Below are 16022 nucleotides of genomic sequence, written 5' to 3'. Positions count from 1 at the left end.
AGGAAGCCGGCCCGGACGGCCCGGGATGGCCGCGGTGCGTGGTCACCCCTGGTACGGCGGCGCCACCCCCCACCCCCAATGCGGCACCGGAGCCTGCCGGGGTGGGGTGGCTCCCAGCTGCGAGTTGGCCAGCGCCAGCCGGGTGCCCCACTCGAGGTAGCCCACGAACGCCGCCCGGAACTCCGGATCGTCCGGCAGCCCGACCTCGTCGGCCGCGTCGAGCAGCAGGCTCACCCAGCGCCGCCGCTGCGGCTCGGTGATCGCCTTCCCGAGGTGATGCCCGAGCATGGCCGGGTATCCGCCGCGCTCCCTGGTGTAGCGGTCCGGCCCGCCGAACACCTCGGCCAGCCACAACGCGACGTGCCGCGGATGGCCCGGGTCCATCCGGGCGAACAGCGGCCCGACCAGCTCGTCGGCCGGCACGAGCTGGTAGAACCGCTCGGTCAGCCGCTCGAGCGCCTCGAGGCCGCCGGCCCACTCGTACATGCTCGGCACGGAACCGCCGGCGCCGGCCACCTCGGCCGGCTCATAGCGGGACCTCTCCTCGATCGCGTCGGCGTAGGGCTCGATCTCGGCGAGGAAGGCCGGGATCGGCTCGCCACCGGAGCCGGCGGCCCAGGTGATCCGCAGCAGGTAGCTGTCCGGCTGGTCGGTGCGGTGGCTCAGTTCGTAGTCGGCGCACTGCGGCGCCCGGGCCAGGAATCGGGCCGCGCGGGCGATGGCCTGCTCGAAGGCGGCGGTGTCACCAGGGATGCGGTATCGGATGTACTCGACCGTCATGCCGACCACCATAGAGCAATGTAAGCGTGTAAGTATGTAATCATGAGCCTCCCGGAGCCGCCCGCCCGCCGTCCCGACCTCGACGACGACTTCGCCGGGCCGCGCCTGCGCGACGACCTCTGGATCGATCACTACCTGCCACAGTGGACCACCCCGGACCGGTCCGCGGCCCGCTACGACTTCGACGGCGGCGGCCTGCGCCTGCGGATCGACGAGGACCAGCGGGACTGGCGGCCCGAGGACGCACCACTGCGGGTTTCCAACATCCAGACCGGTACGTTCGCCGGCCCGCTGGGCTCCGGCCGGGGCACCCACCGGCACCGCCCGGACGGCCTGGTCGTGCGGACCGAGACGCCGGCCCGGCTGCTCTGGGCGCCCCGCGCCGGCCGGGTCGACATCACCGTCACCGCCAGTGTGGACGAGGGCTGCATGCTCGCCGCCTGGCTGGTCGGCACCGAGCACCTGGACGCGCGGGACAGCGGCGAGGTGTGCGTCTTCGAGATCGAGGCGGCCGACCTGACCACCGCCCGGTGCGGGATCAAGGCGCACCACGACGACCGGCTCCGGCCGGAGATGACCGAGGTCCGGATCCCGGTGGACGCCGCGCGGCCGCACACCTGGACGGCGATCTGGGGTCCGGAGGGCACCGTCATCGGCTGCGAGGGCGTGCGGCTCTATCGCTCGGCGCAGGCTCCGCGCTACCCCCAGTTCCTGCTGATCGACCTGTGGGAGCTCGGTCCGCGTACCGGAGAGCATCCCAAGACGGCCCGGGTGCACCGGGTCCGCGGCTGGGACCTCGGCGGTTAGCAGCCGGCCGGGGTGCCCCCGGCGGCGATGGTCGTGAGCGCGGCCAGCGCGTCGTCGACCGTCTCGACCTTGGCCATCGGCAGGCCGGGCACCGCGTTGCGCCGGGCCTCGGCGCAGTTGCCGGCCGGGACGAGGAAATACGTCGCGCCGGACGCCTTGGCGCCGTGCAGTTTCTGCGGGATGCCGCCGATCGGGCCGACCTTGCCGGCCTCGTCGACGGTGCCGGTGCCGGCCACGATCCGGCCGCCGGTCAGATCGGCCGGGGTGAGCTTGTCGATGATGCCGAGGCTGATCATCAGCCCGGCGCTGGGGCCGCCGATCCCGTTGACGTCCACGGTGACCTTCACCCCGGCCGGGTTGCCGAGCTTGGCCAGCGCGACGGTGACGGCCGTCGACTCGGACTCCTGGAACGCCGTCGCGTTCTGCTCGTTGACCTGCTTGTCGGTCTTGCCGGCGGTGAAGACCGCCTCGCGCGGCACCAGGGCCCGCTCCGAGTCGAGCCAGGCGCGCCACGCCTCGGGCAGGTCGACGCCGGTCTCCACGGCGACAGTGGTGAGTCGCAGCTGGCCGGCCGACGCGGACACCCCGGCGCCGGTCACCGTGATCACGTCGTGGCCGTCCTTGCTGCCCAGCGTGTCGACCGTCGGTCCCGGCTCGAGCAGCACGTAGGGCATCGGCAGGACTGCCGCGCCGACCCCGAGCAGAGCGGTGATCAGGGCGCCGGCGGCGATCAGGTGGCCACGTTTCATCGAGGGGAGCGTACCGATGCCGTGGTGCCGCCCGTCGCCGGGCCGGTGGCGACGACCCAGCCGGTGGGAACGAGATCACCGGGCATGGATGAGTCGACTACCGTGTGCGGCGTGCGGTGGCGTGGGCGGCGGGTTCTGGTGCTGGGACTGGCGGTGCTGATCGTGGTGACCGGGGCCGGCTGGGGGCTGTACGCCTGGTATCGGCACGCCACCTACGGGACCGTTGCCGACCAGCAGGAGCTGACCGTGGCCATCGCCGCCGGGGATCGGCTGACGCTGGCGGTGCCGGATCGGGGCGCCTCGGCCGGGGACCACTGGACGGCGCAGGTCCCGGCCACCGGCGTGCTGCGGGCGGTGGACGAGCAGTTCACCTACAGCCGGGTACACGACCGGCTGTTCGGACCGGCGGACGGCGGCGGGGCCGGCACCCGTTACTTCATCTACCAGGCGGACGCACCGGGCGAGGTGACGGTGACGCTGAGCAACTGCTACCGAGGCTGCGCGTCCGCGTCCGACAAGGCCGAGTCGACCGCCACCATCTGGCTGGTCACCGTCTCCTGACCGGGTCGCGGGGGCGTCGCCCGGACCGGGATGCCGAGGACCGGACGGCGGTGGAGGCCACCATGGCCCGGGTTCTCGACCTGGTGCTGCGCGCCGCCGGCGCCTGCTCCCCCGCGATCTGCCCTTTCTCCGCACCAGCGCGGAAGCGGCCGGGCGATGACCTGGTGATCAGGCCCTGAGGCGCCCTCAGGCCGGCGGGTACCGGCTGGCGATGCCGGCCAGGATCAGGTCGACGCCGGCCAGGAACTGGGCCCGGTCGTCGTGGTCCCGCAGCTGGGCGGCGATGTTGCGCAGGAACGGGTACTCGTCGGTGTCGAGGCTGGTCCACAGCGAGGCGACCAGGTCGAGCACCTCGGCGCGGTCGGTGCCCCGCTGGACCGAACGGGCCATCGCGGCGTTCTGGGCGGCCACGCCGAGGATGTAGTTGAGCAGGGCCGACGCGGCGTCGAACTGGGCCGGTCCGGGAACGCCGAGGGCCTGCACCTGGCGGCCCAGGCGTTCGAAGATGCGCAGCGTGGTGGACTGCGAGGAGAGCTGGGACATCTGCTCGCCGATCCACGGGTGCGCCTCGATCGCGTCGAAGACGCCGAGCGCGACGGCGCGGATCACGTCCTGCGGGACCTCGCCGGCACCGGTGGCCGGCATCGCACCGGTGAGCACCGCGTCGGCGGCGGCGGTGAGCAGCTCACCCTTGTTCGCCACGTGCCAGTAGATCGCGCCGGGACCGGTCTTCAGGGTCGCGCTGAGCGCGCGGAAGGTCAGCGCGCTCTCCCCGCCCGCGTCGAGCATCTCGACGGCGGCTTCGATGATCCGCTCCTGGGAAAGCGCGTCCTCGCGCCGGTCCGGGTGCCGCGCCCTGCTCGCCATGACGCCATCTTGACATGTCTGGAACGGCGTTCCAAACTGGGTCTCCTGGAACGCCGTTCCAGAGATATGCCGGTTACCGGGGGACCGCTCCCCCGAAGTTCCCTGGAGGGGGTTCCGTGATGAGCACCGCAGTCCTGGAGGCGCCGGAGAAGGCGCGTCCCACCTCGCTGCGGGCCGTGTGGCCCGCGATCCTCGGGCTGTCGGTCGTCTTCCTGGTGGAGATGCTCGACAACTCCGTGCTGAACGTCGCGCTGCCGCGGATCTCCCAGGACCTGAACGCCTCGGCATCCGACCTGCAGTGGATCACCACGGGCTACTCGCTGCTGTTCGGCGGCCTGATGATGGCGTTCGGCGCGATCGCCGACAAGTTCGGTACGCGGCGGATGATGCTGATCGGGCTGAGCCTGTTCGCGCTCGCCAACCTCGCGGTCCTGCTGGTGCACACGCCCGGCCAGCTGATCGCCGTGCGGGCCGCCGTCGGCGTGACCGCCGCGATGACCGCGCCCGGCACCATGGCGCTCTGCTTCCGCCTGTTCGACGCGGAGAACCTGCTGATGCGGGCCACCTCGCTGATCACCACGGTCGGCCTGGTCGGCATGGCCGTCGGCCCGACCGTGGGCGGGCTGGTGCTGCAGGTGCTGCCTTGGGAGACGCTGCTGGTGATGAACGTGCCGATCGCCGTGCTCGCGATCCTCTGCATCCGGTTCGGCATCCCGGCCGACGACCCGGCGCACCGCAACAGCGCCCCGCTCGACCTGCCCGGCGCGGTGCTCGGCACCACCACGATCATCCTGGCCCTGTGGAGCGCCACCCAGGTCGTCGAGCACGGCTGGCGGCACGCGCTGCCGTGGCTGGGCCTCGGGGTCGTCTCGGCGGTCGCCTTCGTGGTCCGGGAGCGGACCACCGCCCACCCGATGTTCGACTTCGCCCTGATCAAGCGGCCGGCGGTGTCGGCGGCCCTGGCCTACGAGGCCGCGATGGGCCTGGGCATGGCCGCCATCACGTTCAGCGTCTCGCTCCAGCTGCAGCTCGTGTGGGGCTGGTCGCCGGCGCAGGCCGCGCTCGGCAACCTGCCGCAGGTGATCGTGATGCTGGCGATCGGCCCGTTCGTCGAGAAGATCGTGGACCGGCTCGGCACCGGCAAGGCCGCGCCGCTGGGGGCCGGGGCGGTCCTCGCCGGCCTGGTGATCTACGCGCTGCTCGGCCGCTACGACTACGTCTGGATCGCCGTCGCCCTGGCGCTGACGGCGGCCGGCATGCGGGTCGTCGCCACCATCGCCGGCGTCACCGTGATGCGCGGGCTGCCCGAGGACCAGACGTCCACCGGCGCCGCGCTCAGCGACACCAGCCAGGAGGTGGCCGGCAGCATCGGCATGGCGGTGGTCGGCACCATCGTGGCCGCCGCGCTCACCGGGTCGCTCGCCGAGGTGGCCGGCTCCCCCGCCGCGGCGCGCTCCTTCGAGAACTCGGTGACCGTCGCGACCCTCGCCCTGACGGCTGTCTGCGCGGTGCTGGTCACCTGGGCGGCCCGCCGCGCCGCCAAGGCTCCGGCCGAGCACGGCGCCTGACCGGGCGTCGCGAGTACCACCGGCCCCGAGCCGGCCAGGTACCGCCCGGACCGGTGAAGATCTGTGCATTCGGTGCAGGTCCCGGGCGCGGCGCGTGGAGTGGACCGGCCATGATCGCTACGTTGTTGACCATGGCCAAGAACGGTGAGCGCGGGGTTCTGCGCCGGTTCTTGCCCGTGTTGCTGGCCGCGTTGCTGGCCGCCGTCAGGGTCCCCGTCACGGTGGACGACGCGTCCGGTGTGCACGTCGAGGCCCCGGTCACCGTGGTGGTGGCCGATCACACGCGAGTCCTGGCCGACCAGGTCGTCGCGTCCGCGGGTGACTCCCGCGCACCGCCCGTTCTCTTCGCGTAGGCGCGAGCTTCCCCGCCGTACCGGTGCCCTGCCCGGGAACGGCGCTTCCCGCCGTACCGAAAATGGATCTTTCCTGGTCAAGGAGCTTTCACGGATGAACGTCATGTCGCAGATGCTGCTCGCCGACCCTCGGCCGATGGCGATCTGGCTGGTGCTGGTGCTGGTCTCGGTGCCGGCGCTGCTGTTGCTCGGCGATCCGGAGGCGATGCGGGATCCGGTGCGCACGGTGCTGGACGCGCTGCGCCGGGAGCGGCCGGAACCGCTCGCCGCCGGATGGGCGGCGGCGGAGGCGGCCCGTGCCGATCGGCTGGCGCAGCACTGGCAGGAGGTGGCCCGGGACGCCGAGGCGCACGCCGACGAGGCCTGGCAGGGATGGCAGCGAGCCGAGGAGCGGGTGGGCCGGGCGCGGGCCGCGGCGGCGTTCGCGACGCCGGACGCGCCGCGGACCGCCGCCGAGTACGCCGACCGGGAACGGTTCCTGCACCGGTCGGTGCGGGCCGCGGTGGAACGCGGCGACCTGCCCGCGACGGCCGTGCGGGCCGGCTGGGACCCGCGGCTGCATCCGGTGGAGCAGGAACTCGTGCTGCTCAGGGCCGTGGCCACGCACCGCCGGCAGGTCTTCCGGCAGGCCGAGGCCGCGGCCCGGCGCGGCGAGCGGGAGGCCGAGCTGGCGATCGCCGCTCGCGAGCGGCTGCGCCGGCAGGTCACCCCGGCGCCGAGTGTTCGCCGCGGCCGGCTGATCGCTTCGCTCCAGCGGCCAGCACAGATCATTTTCGGTACGGGTCATGCCGTCACGCCGTGACACACCGGCGGTGCTCCCGGCCGTGCGGCACGGACCCCGCTGTCACTCCGCGGGTTTCGGCGCCCGCCGGCGTCGGCCCAGCACGACCAGAGCGCTCGCGCCCAGCACCGCGGCGGCGCCGGCCTGCATACCCAGGTGCTCCCGCCGGATCTTCCGGATCGCCTCGTCGGACTCGCGCCGGCTGGCCAGGTTCCCCGCGCTCTCCACGGCTTCCGCGGCGGCGACCACGCGGTTCTCGTCGGCGGCGAGCACCGCGGCTTTGCGCGGCGACGTCGTGACGCGGGAGAATCCGCTGTCCAGTGCGGTGCGGCAGGCAGTCCGGTACTGATCGAGCGCGGCCGCGACCGCGTCCTGTCCGGGGCCGCGGTCCCTGGGTGGCAGTCGCAGGGTCACTTCCTGCCCCGACGCGCTGAGTTCCGCCGGCACCCGGAAGAGCGTGCCGGGAAGGGCTCGCTGGTAGGCGTCCTCGATCTGCGCCACGGCCTCGCCCTCGGTCCGGAACCAGCCGGCCTGAGCCATCTCGACGGTACGGCGCATCGTATGGGCGTACTCGGACACCCGATGTGTGTCGCCGGCGTGGCCGTCGCGGGCGACGGCGTAGGCGAGGCGGGCGTCGAAAATCTTCTCGTCCTCCTCCGCGCCGATCAGCAGGACGCTCAGCGGGGCGGCGACCAGCAACAGGACCCCGGCCACGGTGCGAAGTCTCCGGCGCGGTCCCCGTTTCGGCTGCATGTACCGCTCGATCGGCGGGGACCGGGGCCGAGTTGAGAACTCGACCGAAATCGTGTCAGTGCCTGTCTCTCTCCTCCAACCGTCGCGAATTGCAGAAGATGCGAACCCGCGACTGAATGATGTTGGTCTTGCAGGACATGCGTCGTTAGAGGCCCCATCGGGGCACTGACCTGGAGCTTCGGCACTTCATTCGCGGCTGCCGTGTCAGCCGTGCCAACACCGCAGTCGATGACGGGGCCATGGGCCGGATGTCGAAGAAGATCGCTGAGCTGTACAGTCTCCTCCTGTTCGCAGAAAACGCGAAATTTTCGCATGCCATGCGAGGGGTGGAAGTGGCGGTTCCTGAGGGCTCTGCGGGCCTGCACCTGGTGCGGGGTGTGTCGCTGTTGCACCCGGAAGAGCAGGTGTTTCAGGCCATGCTCGACGGCTGGCGCAATCAGCAGCTGGCTCGCAACCTCAGCTTCGGCACCATCGAACCGCGCGAGCGTCTCGTGCGGCGGTTCCGCAACTACACCGACGCCGGCCCGTGGGCGTGGAGCGCGGCAGACGCTGACGCGTTCTTCGCCGAAGCACGGGCGGTCAAGCACGTCAGCCACGCCACGCTGCTCGGTTACCAGACCACGCTGCGGCAGTTCTGTGACTACATCACCGACCCGCACTACGGCTGGCCCGACGAGTGCCAGAACCGTTTCGGCACCCATCCGATCCAGGTCTGCACGGAATGGAACACCGGCCGCCACGTGCAGGAAGCGTTGGGCCGGCCCGGCAAGCGGGCGTTGACCCATGACGAACTGCAGGCCCTGTTCGACCACGCCGACGAACGGGCTGTCGCGGCCCAGTCCTCCGGCCGCAAGGGCTGGAGCAGCGCCTTTCGTGACTCGGTGCTGCTCAAGACCGCCTACGCCTGGGGGCTGCGCCGCAACGAGGCCACACACCTGGACCTGTGTGACCTGGCCAGCAACCCGAAGGCGCCGGAGTTCGACGGCTACGGCATCATCCGAGTCCGTTACGGCAAGGCGATGCGGGGCTCCCCACCGAAACGCCGGTCGGTGCTGACCGTCCCGCTGTTCGACTGGGCCGTCGACGCGCTGAAGCAGTGGGTGGAAGAGCTCCGTCCCGCTCTGGCCGAGCCCGGCAACTCCTCGCTCTGGCCGTCCGAGCGCAGCGACCAGCTCAGCGCCGGGACGGTGAGCACGGTGTTCACCCGCTGCCGCAAGGAACTCGGCCTCGCCGACGGCCTCGACTTCCATTCCCTGCGAAGGTCGTATGTCAGCCACCTCATCGAGGCCGGCTACGACGAGCTGTTCGTGCAGCAGCAGGTCGGTCACGAACATGCGAGCACCACGTCGATCTACACCCATGTCTCGCCCGACTACCGGGCCCGCACCGTCCGCGCCGCCTTGGACCGCGTCGCCACCCAGATCAGGAGCAACTCGTGAGCCGCACGACGATCACCTACTCCTGGCGGTTGCGGGAGATCATGGCCGCTCGCGGCCTGAACAACATCTCCGACCTCATCCCGCTGCTCACCGAACGCGGGATCACGCTGTCGGCCTCGCAGATCTACCGCCTGGTCGGTGACCGGCCGGAGCGCATCTCGCTCGCTGTGCTCGGGGCGTTGATCGACGCCCTGGAGTGCACCGTCGAAGACCTCTGCACCTTCCGAGTCGAGGCCATTGCGGCGCCCAAGGCGGTCAACGCCGGCCCGGTCGTGGTGGACCCGAACAAGACCATCCGGCCCAAACGCGCCCGGGTGCGCCGCACCGACTGACCATGCGCGAACAGACCTGCGCCCGTTGCCTGCACCGAGGCGAACGACATCGCTGGTGGGGATACCGCGACGACGGGATCATCTGCCCGCGCTGCCACCTCGTCGAGAGAGCGACCGCGGTGCTGGACGACGGCAGCGGCCGGGTCGCGCCTGCCCTGCTTCGCTTGCACCAGGCCATCTGCGAGCAGCCCAACCCAAACGCCGGCCTGGTCTGGCTGGTCTGCAGCCAGCATGTCGCCCCGCTGCTCGCCGACCTGGCCACTGGACGGCTGCCACTCACCCACGCCACCCTGGATGACCATCCCTCGCTGCAGACAGCGATGCACCTGCGCGACATGCTCATGCAGCAGCAGATCTTGCCGCACCGCGACCGCTACCTGGTGCTGTTCGAGAACTGGCTGCGCAGGAAGCTTGATGCCGTCGAGCCTGCCGAGGACCAGCGACTCGTTCGCCAGTTTGCCACCTGGCACAGCCTCCGCCAGCTTCGTCAACGGGCGGCCCGCGAACCGCTACGCCCCGGGCTCCCCAAGCGGCCCCGCCACGAGATCAACAGGCCGCCGCTCTGCTGGCCTGGCTACGCGAACACGGCACCGCTCCGAAGACATGCACCCAAACCGATCTCGATAACTGGATCACCACCGGAAATTCCAGCCGGCAAGGCAGCCGGGCGTTCGTCGTCTGGTCCACCAAGAACGGCACTATGCCGCGTCACCTGCACCTGCCATACCACCAGAGCGCAGCCCACGAGACGATCACCCAGGCCCAACGCCTCCAACTGCTGCGTGACCTGGTCGACCCCGCCAAGCCCTTCTTCCAGCGCGACCGCGCGGCCGCCCTGCTGCTCGCCCTATTCGCTCAGCCGCTGACCCGCATCGCTGCCCTTACCATGAACGACATCGACCTCAGCGGCGACGAAGTCCGCATCACCCTCGGATCGCACGGCCCGATCCCCGTCCCCGAACCGTTTGGCCAGATCCTTCGCGACCACGCCGCCGACCGAGGACCCCGCAACATCGAAGCCAACCGCACCAGCCCCTGGCTGTTCCCCGGCAGACGACCAACCCAGCACGTCCACTCCACCTACCTGATGAACCAGCTGGCCAAGTCCCGGATCAACCTGCTCGGCACCCGCCTCGCCGCCATCCGCATCCTAGTCCTCGAAATGCCGCCGGCCATCGCCGCACAAGCCCTCGGCTACACCCCCGAATGCGCCGAAGACCACGCCACCCTGGCCGGTGCGACCTGGGCCGGCTACGCCTCCCACCAGCGACAACGCCGCGATCCCGAGGCATGAAGTCCTCCGCTACAGCCAGGCTTTGTCACACGCGGATCGCGTCGAGGCTGTCCCGCTCTCGCGTGGCCGTTAAGGTCGACGAAATATCGATCGGGCACAACATCGGGGGCTTGGCATGGACAGCCGAATCGAGCGGTCACGGCTACTCTACGAACGCATTGCTTTCGACGGCGATAGCAGTGGACTGCAGATCGCGGAGCGCGAACTTGACGGTGTCGAAGCTGACCTTGCGCTAGCGCGTGGACGCCTCGCGCACGGCCGATTCCTCCGGGACGGCCAAGAAGATCCGCAGGAACTGGCGTTGTTCGACCGCGCCGCAGAACTCTACGAGGCCTTGGACGATAGCCGCGGCGCTGCTGAGGCACTGCTCTGGATCGGGATCTTCCATCAGCTCGTACGGCACGACGATGACGCTGCGATGCCAGCACTTCACCAATCGCGCGAGCTCGCCGAGCGGGCTGGCGACCAGCTGACCCTGTCTTACGCACTTCGGCATCTCGGCATCGCCGAGCATCGTGCCGGCCGGTTGGATACCGCGCGAGAGCACCTAGAGGAATCGACGCGGCTACGACGGGAGGTGGAATTTCTGCCCGGTGTGGCGGCCAACTTGGTGGGACTAAGCTACATCGCCGCTGCTCAAGGCCGCCGGGACGATGCAATGACGGCGGCTGCGGAAGCGAGCAGGATCGCTGAGTCCACCGGCGCGCTCGCCATCGCGCGTCAGGCCGAGGAGGCACAAACCTGCATATGAACACTGGAGTTACCAAGGATGACGGTCCGCTGGCCCTGACGCACCGACCGACCGAACCCGTATGCCGTCGTGCCCGAACTCACGACACTTCAATACGCGATGCCATCAGTAAAGATCGAGTTAGGGCCGGTTGGTTCTACGCTCGCGGAACGAGCGGTGTGAAGCGCGCTGCCCGGGGCTGGTTGTCGCTGGTTCCGCAGCCGACCGGCACGGCCGAGAGAGCGTCGCCGCGGCGGTGTCCGGTCTGTGGTGACCGGTTGCCAGCCGTGGCCCGGACCTCGATGGTGTTCTGCTCGCCGGCGTGCCGGACCCGGCACTGGCGTACGGTTCGGCGGAGCCGGGCTCGGATCGTCACGGCCCGGGTGGACCAGCGGGTCTGGTGGCGCAGTCGCGGGACCTGGTGCGTGAGCACGGCCGCCTCCAGTTCACGCTCGGCGACAACGCGCTGGAGATCTTTACCGGCCGCCGGAGCCGATGAACCCAACCGCACTGCGTCGTGCTGGTGCGCACATCGAGGAGCGATAACTCATCATGGGGAGCTTCCGCTACCTTCACGGTTGCGGTGGCACAATCAACTCGTGCGGCGAAAGTCGGTAACGTCCGGGATCTTCTGAAAGCCAGCCGAGACGTACGTCGCCACGCCGCCGACATTGCTGCTCGGGGTGCACACCGTCGCGCTGGACGACCCCATCTCCTGCAACGCGGCGGCCGCGGCCACCGTAATGGCGCGACCGTATCCGTGGCCACGGTGATCCCGATGAACGCCCAGTGGTTCGAGCAAACCCGGTCGCCCGTCCCCGGCCGACCAAACCGTCACCGCGGCGACCGCATCGCCGTCGCCGTCGTAACCAACCAGGCACCGGGCCCGACGGTAGGGCGGGGCAGAGGCCATCGCGCGCCAGCGCTCCACAGTGAACGTCGAGTTGGCGAACGCCGCCCGCTGCACCGCGATCCGATCCCGAACGATCCGATCCCGAACGTCGTGCGCCTCGATGACCTCGACCCTGAGCCCGCAGTCCTCCACCGGCTCGATCAGTTCGCGAGACAACGGGGTCCACGGTTCGTCGGCCACCCAACCACTGCGACGGAGGAGGTCGCCAAGAGCAGCGCCGAAGCGGGCCTCGACGACCCCGGCGCCGTCAGGCAGTACCCCCTGCCTCGGATCCGACAGATCGGCCAGCATCCGGGCGGCGAACGCGGCGTCTTCGTCGACGCTCGGTGCGATGCCCATGCGGATCACCCCGTCGTCCACCAGGCCAACGGCCAGGATCCGCCCGTTACGGATCCACACCCGGATGGCCTCGGCTAACTCCTGCGCGCCCCATCTCCAGTGCCACCCCAGGTCGCCCGGATGAAGCTGGACCGGCCCGCCGGTGTGCTGCCAGACCGCTACCGCCTCAACGATCTCGCCTAACGAGTCCGGCGTCGCAAGCTGCATCGTGATCGACATGCGCCGACCCAACCACACCACAGAGACGACGCAATTGGTTTTCACCGCCGGCGTGCTGGCCGACGACTCGCGCGCATGAAGGTTGTCATGCAAACCGCAGACCAAAACAAAATCAACCCGCCCAGATCACGCAGTCGTACTCTCATGCCGCGATCCGGGCGCCTGACGGAGCCGGCGGCGGTCCGTCGCTGGAGGCGTCGGCTTTCTCAATGGAGCGGGAATGGTGCCCCGTACGGCCTTCCGACCGCATCGTCGAGCAGCCCGGCCAGCCATCCGGCCAACCGTCCGGGCACCCCCCGGGGCTTGTCTTCCGGCCACGGCGAGGGCAGGAGCATCCGCATCATCCCGGGCGTCGAGAACTCGGCCCAGGGCACGCGCAGCATCACCTGCTCCATCTCGGGTGTCGTGAACTCGGCCAGCAGTCCGGTCAAGTCAGCGGGTACGGGCAGCTGCGTCGCGCAGAGCCAGACGAGGGCGGCCGCGAACCGTACGTCGTCGGGCCGGGCCGGATCGCGCCACCATCGCTCGGCCTCGCCCGCATCGCCGCCGAGCTGCCCGATGGCCAGTACGAGGCTGGCCCGGACGGCGGGATCAGGCTCGACGCTCAGCCGGGCCCGCAGCGCATGATCGGCAGTCGGGGGCAGATTCAGGGCCGTGGCGAGTGCGAACACGGCGGCGGTCCGCAGATCCGGATCGTCGTCGTCGAGAAGTTTCATCAGAATCCCGGCATCGGCGCCGAGCGCCTCGCGCGCCGCCTGAAGGGACCAGTCGCTGCGGTCCGTCTCGCCCGGCCCGACCGAGAACTGCTCCAGCGGCCATGCCACCCGGAACAGGGTCGCGCGGGTCTCGACGACGTAGACCACACGATGCCCGGCCCAAGCCGCCAGATACACCGCTTCGACGCGGCCGTGCGCAGCCAGGTCGATGGCCAACCGCAGCAGGAACGGCACCGCGAGCGCAGCCGGAGCCGACGTGGACGACTCCTGGATCAACCCGTCCCACAACAAGTACAGCGCTTCGCGGGCCTCGTCCGGATCCGGGCCGGCCGCGCAGCGCAGCAGGTCGGGCACATCGTCGGCAGGGCCGCGCCAGTGCTGGAATCGGCCCCACTCCACGCGCTCGAGGTCGGGTTCACCGGCCGCCCGCCACCTGGCCGACCACACGCGAACGTCGTTGGCCGCACACAACGCGTCCCACTCCTGCTCCGGTCGACGCCGACTTCCCGAGTACGTATCGTCATCCACGGCGTGGATCATGCACGGGAAGTACGACAAGATCCGCGACGTGACCACGTTGCTGGCCAACGCGGCGAGCAGACCAAAGCCCCGAGACAGTCAGTTATTTCCCTGCCGGCAGGCGCCTTGCCGGCCGCCGGTGCGGTCATCGTCGCCGCCGCCCTCCCCGCGTATCCCGCCGCCAGGCTCGGGGCCTGACCGGCTCCGCACATGCCCGCCTATCTGGCTTGCCTGCGGGACTGCTGGGTTCTCAGCCCGCGGCGCCGGGCGTGCGTCAGGATGGACGGGAGGCATCTCTCATGCCGTCTGTTGATCCGGAGGTGCCACGTGCTGCTTACCGTCGTCGCCGATTACGGCATCGGTGATCTGGCCTTCGCCGAGGTACGTCAGCGGCTGGCGCTACTGCTGCCCGAGGCTGACGTGACCGCCATTCCGGTGCCCCCGTTCGACACCGTCAGCGCCGGGTTCTGCGTGGCTCAACTGGCGTTCGGGAAGGGACCCGCGGACCGGGTCCTCTACGCCAACGTAGCGCCTCGCCAGGACAACGATGCGCCGCGGGCCGGCAACGCCGGGGAGCGGCTGGTGGCATGCCGGCTGCCGACGGGTGTCCTGGTCGTCGGCGTCGCCGCCGGAGCCAGCATGTCTTTCCTCGCCGAGGCCGGGTTGCCGCTGCGCGCGGTGCGGGTCGCGGATGCCGGTTCGCAGTTCCGCTCGCGCGATGTGTTTCCCGGCGCCGTCGCCGCCCTGGCCCGAGGCGACGCCTCGCTGCTCGGATCGGAGGTGACCGTCGCGGGGCCTCCGCCACGATCGGTCGTCTACGTCGACGGCTACGGCAACCTCAAGACCAGCTGGTACGACCCGCCGGCCGAGGTCGGCGCGCGGGTCCGGGTCGACATCGGTGGCCGGCAGGTCGTCGCGGTGGTCAGCGACGGCGTCTTCGCGGTGCCCGACGGGCAGATTTCCTTCGCGCCCGGTAGCTCCGGCTGGCCGATGGGAGACGGCCGGCACCGCGCCTGCTACGAGTTGTTCGCCCGTGGCGCCAGCGCCGCGGAGATGTTCGGCCAACCCGGCGCGGGAACCGCGGTGGAGATCCTCGCAGAATGAGCCGCGGGGCGCTCAGGAGTCCGGTCGGACACGTCGACACCCTGATCTAGCCGAGTTGAGTACGTTCGCGGAGCCGGCCGAAGACTTTTCTTTCTCCGCGAGCACCGAATACTGGTATCGGCCGGACGATGCCTTGCTCCTGCTGGCACCGACCCCGTCGCCGTGGCTCGCGGTGCCTCCGCTGGGCTTCTACGGCGCACTCGGTCACGAAGCGGAACCGGCCGTTGCTGTCGCTGCCGGTGACACCTGGTTCGTGCACAACCGGCCCTGAAGCTACGGTCGGTCACAAGACGCGGGCCTGCGCGGTGACGGCGGCCAGGAACGCGGTCAGCGCCGGCGACGGCGGGGTGTCGCGGGTGCCCACGATCAGGCGGCGGCCCAGCCGCGCCTCGGCGACGTCGCGGACCGCGAGCGCCGGGTCCGCGGCCGGCAGGGCCAGTGGCGGCAGCAGCGCGACCGCGCCGGTGAGCCGGACCAGTGCGAGCTGGACGTCGGCGTCGTTGGAGAAATGCCGCAGGTCGGGGTCGTAACCGCCGAGCGCCCGGCACGTGCCGACCACCATCGCGTGGTGGCTGGTCCCCTCGTCGGCGGCGGTCCACACGTCGGAGCGCAGCGCGCTGATCGGCACCGGCCCGCCCCCGGCCGCGAGCGGATGGGCGGCCGGCAGGACCACCCGCACCGGCTCCTCCAGCAGCACCGTGAACCGCAGCCCGGACGGCCGTGACCGGGGATGCCCGGCGTACTCGTCGCCGATCGCCAGGTCGACGGTGCCGAGGCTGAGGCTGGGCAGCGCCTCCTCCAGCTCGACCTCCAGGATCTCCGGGCGGACCAGCGGATGCTCGGCCTGGATCCGGGCGGCCGCCGGGATCAGCAGGCGCCGCGCCGCCGACTGCAGGCCACCGGCCCGCACGGTCCCCCGGATCTCGCCGCTCAGGGCGGCCAGGTCCGCCACGGCCGCCTCGGCCGCCGACAGCAGCACCCGCGCGTGCCGCGCCAGGACCCGGCCGGCCTCGGTGAGCCGCACCCCGCGCCCGGCCTTCTCCAGGAGCCGGGCACCGGTCTCCCGCTCCAGCAGGGCCAGCTGCTGGGAGACCGTCGACGGGCTGTAGTCCAGCGCCGCCGCGACCGCGCCGAGCGTGCCGCGCTCCTCGAGCTCCCGGAGGAACCGCAGCCGCCGCAGGTCCAGGTCGATCATCCA

The 16022-nt window shown here is 70.8% G+C and carries 18 protein-coding genes; 11 read left to right on the top strand and 7 right to left on the bottom strand.

Translation table 11 applies throughout. From position 1 onward, the window contains the following. Nucleotides 1–42: 42 nt before the first annotated feature. Nucleotides 43–780 carry a group II truncated hemoglobin gene (locus Actob_RS16870; RefSeq protein WP_284921152.1) on the bottom strand — a complete coding sequence of 246 codons (738 nt, stop codon included), beginning with the start codon at nt 778–780 and terminating at the stop codon, nt 43–45. Nucleotides 781–822: 42 nt separating this feature from the next. Here Actob_RS16870 and Actob_RS16865 point away from each other — a divergent pair, with 42 nt between their 5' ends. Continuing rightward, on the top strand, nt 823–1587 hold the full coding sequence (locus tag Actob_RS16865) for a LamG domain-containing protein (RefSeq protein ID WP_284921151.1): 765 nt from the start codon (nt 823–825) through the stop codon (nt 1585–1587). Here Actob_RS16865 and Actob_RS16860 read toward each other — a convergent pair. Then, nucleotides 1584–2336: a YlbL family protein gene (locus tag Actob_RS16860; protein WP_284921150.1), complete on the bottom strand. Its 753-nt coding sequence runs from the start codon at nt 2334–2336 to the stop codon at nt 1584–1586. The two genes, Actob_RS16865 and Actob_RS16860, sit on opposite strands and share 4 nt — an antisense overlap. Nucleotides 2337–2447: 111 nt before the next feature. Here Actob_RS16860 and Actob_RS16855 point away from each other — a divergent pair, with 111 nt between their 5' ends. Further along, a complete protein-coding gene (locus Actob_RS16855; RefSeq protein ID WP_284921149.1) occupies nt 2448–2897 on the top strand; it encodes a protease inhibitor I42 family protein in 450 nt (149 codons plus the stop codon). 186 nt (nt 2898–3083) lie between these two features. On the opposite strand, the gene Actob_RS16850 is transcribed toward Actob_RS16855, so the two are convergent. Then, entirely contained in the window at nt 3084–3764 is a 681-nt protein-coding gene (locus Actob_RS16850) for a TetR/AcrR family transcriptional regulator C-terminal domain-containing protein (RefSeq protein WP_284921148.1), read from the bottom strand. Nucleotides 3765–3883: 119 nt separating this feature from the next. On the opposite strand from Actob_RS16850, the gene Actob_RS16845 reads away from it, so the two are divergent. The 3 genes from Actob_RS16845 (at nt 3884) to Actob_RS16835 (ending at nt 6487) form a co-directional block, all read left to right on the top strand. Next, nucleotides 3884–5332, top strand: a complete 1449-nt coding sequence (locus Actob_RS16845) for an MFS transporter (RefSeq protein WP_284921147.1) — start codon at nt 3884–3886, stop codon at nt 5330–5332. Nucleotides 5333–5463: 131 nt separating this feature from the next. Then, the gene (locus tag Actob_RS16840; RefSeq protein WP_284921146.1) at nt 5464–5685 is read left to right on the top strand and encodes a hypothetical protein; all 222 of its coding nucleotides are present in this window, start codon (nt 5464–5466) and stop codon (nt 5683–5685) included. A gap of 94 nt (nt 5686–5779) precedes the next feature. Further along, entirely contained in the window at nt 5780–6487 is a 708-nt protein-coding gene (locus tag Actob_RS16835; RefSeq protein ID WP_284921145.1) for a hypothetical protein, read from the top strand. 42 nt (nt 6488–6529) lie between these two features. Here the strand turns inward: Actob_RS16835 and Actob_RS16830 are convergent, their stop codons facing one another. Next, nucleotides 6530–7180, bottom strand: a complete 651-nt coding sequence (locus tag Actob_RS16830) for a hypothetical protein (RefSeq protein ID WP_284921144.1) — start codon at nt 7178–7180, stop codon at nt 6530–6532. Nucleotides 7181–7467: 287 nt separating this feature from the next. Here Actob_RS16830 and Actob_RS16825 point away from each other — a divergent pair, with 287 nt between their 5' ends. From Actob_RS16825 to Actob_RS16810, 4 genes are all read left to right on the top strand, one after another. Beyond that, nucleotides 7468–8658 (top strand): tyrosine-type recombinase/integrase, encoded by a 1191-nt coding sequence (locus tag Actob_RS16825; RefSeq protein ID WP_284921143.1) that lies wholly within the window; start codon nt 7468–7470, stop codon nt 8656–8658. Then, nucleotides 8655–8990, top strand: coding sequence for a helix-turn-helix domain-containing protein (locus tag Actob_RS16820; protein WP_284921142.1), 336 nt, complete (start codon nt 8655–8657; stop codon nt 8988–8990). Before Actob_RS16825 ends, Actob_RS16820 begins: the two co-directional genes overlap by 4 nt. 700 nt (nt 8991–9690) lie before the next feature. Then, nucleotides 9691–10284 carry a hypothetical protein gene (locus Actob_RS16815; protein WP_284921141.1) on the top strand — a complete coding sequence of 198 codons (594 nt, stop codon included), beginning with the start codon at nt 9691–9693 and terminating at the stop codon, nt 10282–10284. 115 nt (nt 10285–10399) lie between these two features. Further along, nucleotides 10400–11035, top strand: coding sequence for a tetratricopeptide repeat protein (locus Actob_RS16810; protein WP_284921140.1), 636 nt, complete (start codon nt 10400–10402; stop codon nt 11033–11035). Between the two features lie 571 nt (nt 11036–11606). Here the strand turns inward: Actob_RS16810 and Actob_RS16805 are convergent. Together Actob_RS16805 and Actob_RS16800 are read right to left on the bottom strand one after the other, a co-directional pair. Beyond that, nucleotides 11607–12578, bottom strand: coding sequence for a GNAT family N-acetyltransferase (locus Actob_RS16805; protein WP_284921139.1), 972 nt, complete (start codon nt 12576–12578; stop codon nt 11607–11609). A 113-nt stretch (nt 12579–12691) separates the two neighbouring features. After that, nucleotides 12692–13789, bottom strand: a complete 1098-nt coding sequence (locus Actob_RS16800) for a HEAT repeat domain-containing protein (RefSeq protein ID WP_284921138.1) — start codon at nt 13787–13789, stop codon at nt 12692–12694. 141 nt (nt 13790–13930) lie between these two features. Here Actob_RS16800 and Actob_RS16795 point away from each other — a divergent pair, with 141 nt between their 5' ends. Continuing rightward, a complete protein-coding gene (locus tag Actob_RS16795) occupies nt 13931–14824 on the top strand; it encodes an SAM hydrolase/SAM-dependent halogenase family protein (protein WP_284921137.1) in 894 nt (297 codons plus the stop codon). 55 nt (nt 14825–14879) lie between these two features. Continuing rightward, a complete protein-coding gene (locus Actob_RS16790) occupies nt 14880–15095 on the top strand; it encodes a hypothetical protein (RefSeq protein WP_284921136.1) in 216 nt (71 codons plus the stop codon). 12 nt (nt 15096–15107) lie between these two features. Here the strand turns inward: Actob_RS16790 and Actob_RS16785 are convergent, their stop codons facing one another. Beyond that, nucleotides 15108–16019, bottom strand: coding sequence for a LysR family transcriptional regulator (locus Actob_RS16785; protein ID WP_284921135.1), 912 nt, complete (start codon nt 16017–16019; stop codon nt 15108–15110). Nucleotides 16020–16022 lie beyond the last annotated feature (3 nt).

Origin of the sequence: Actinoplanes oblitus (genome assembly GCF_030252345.1) — a bacterium.
Taxonomy (GTDB): Bacteria; Actinomycetota; Actinomycetes; order Mycobacteriales; family Micromonosporaceae; genus Actinoplanes; species Actinoplanes oblitus.
Note: the sequence above shows the minus strand (reverse complement) of the source record. Positions and strands in the feature narration are given on the sequence as shown.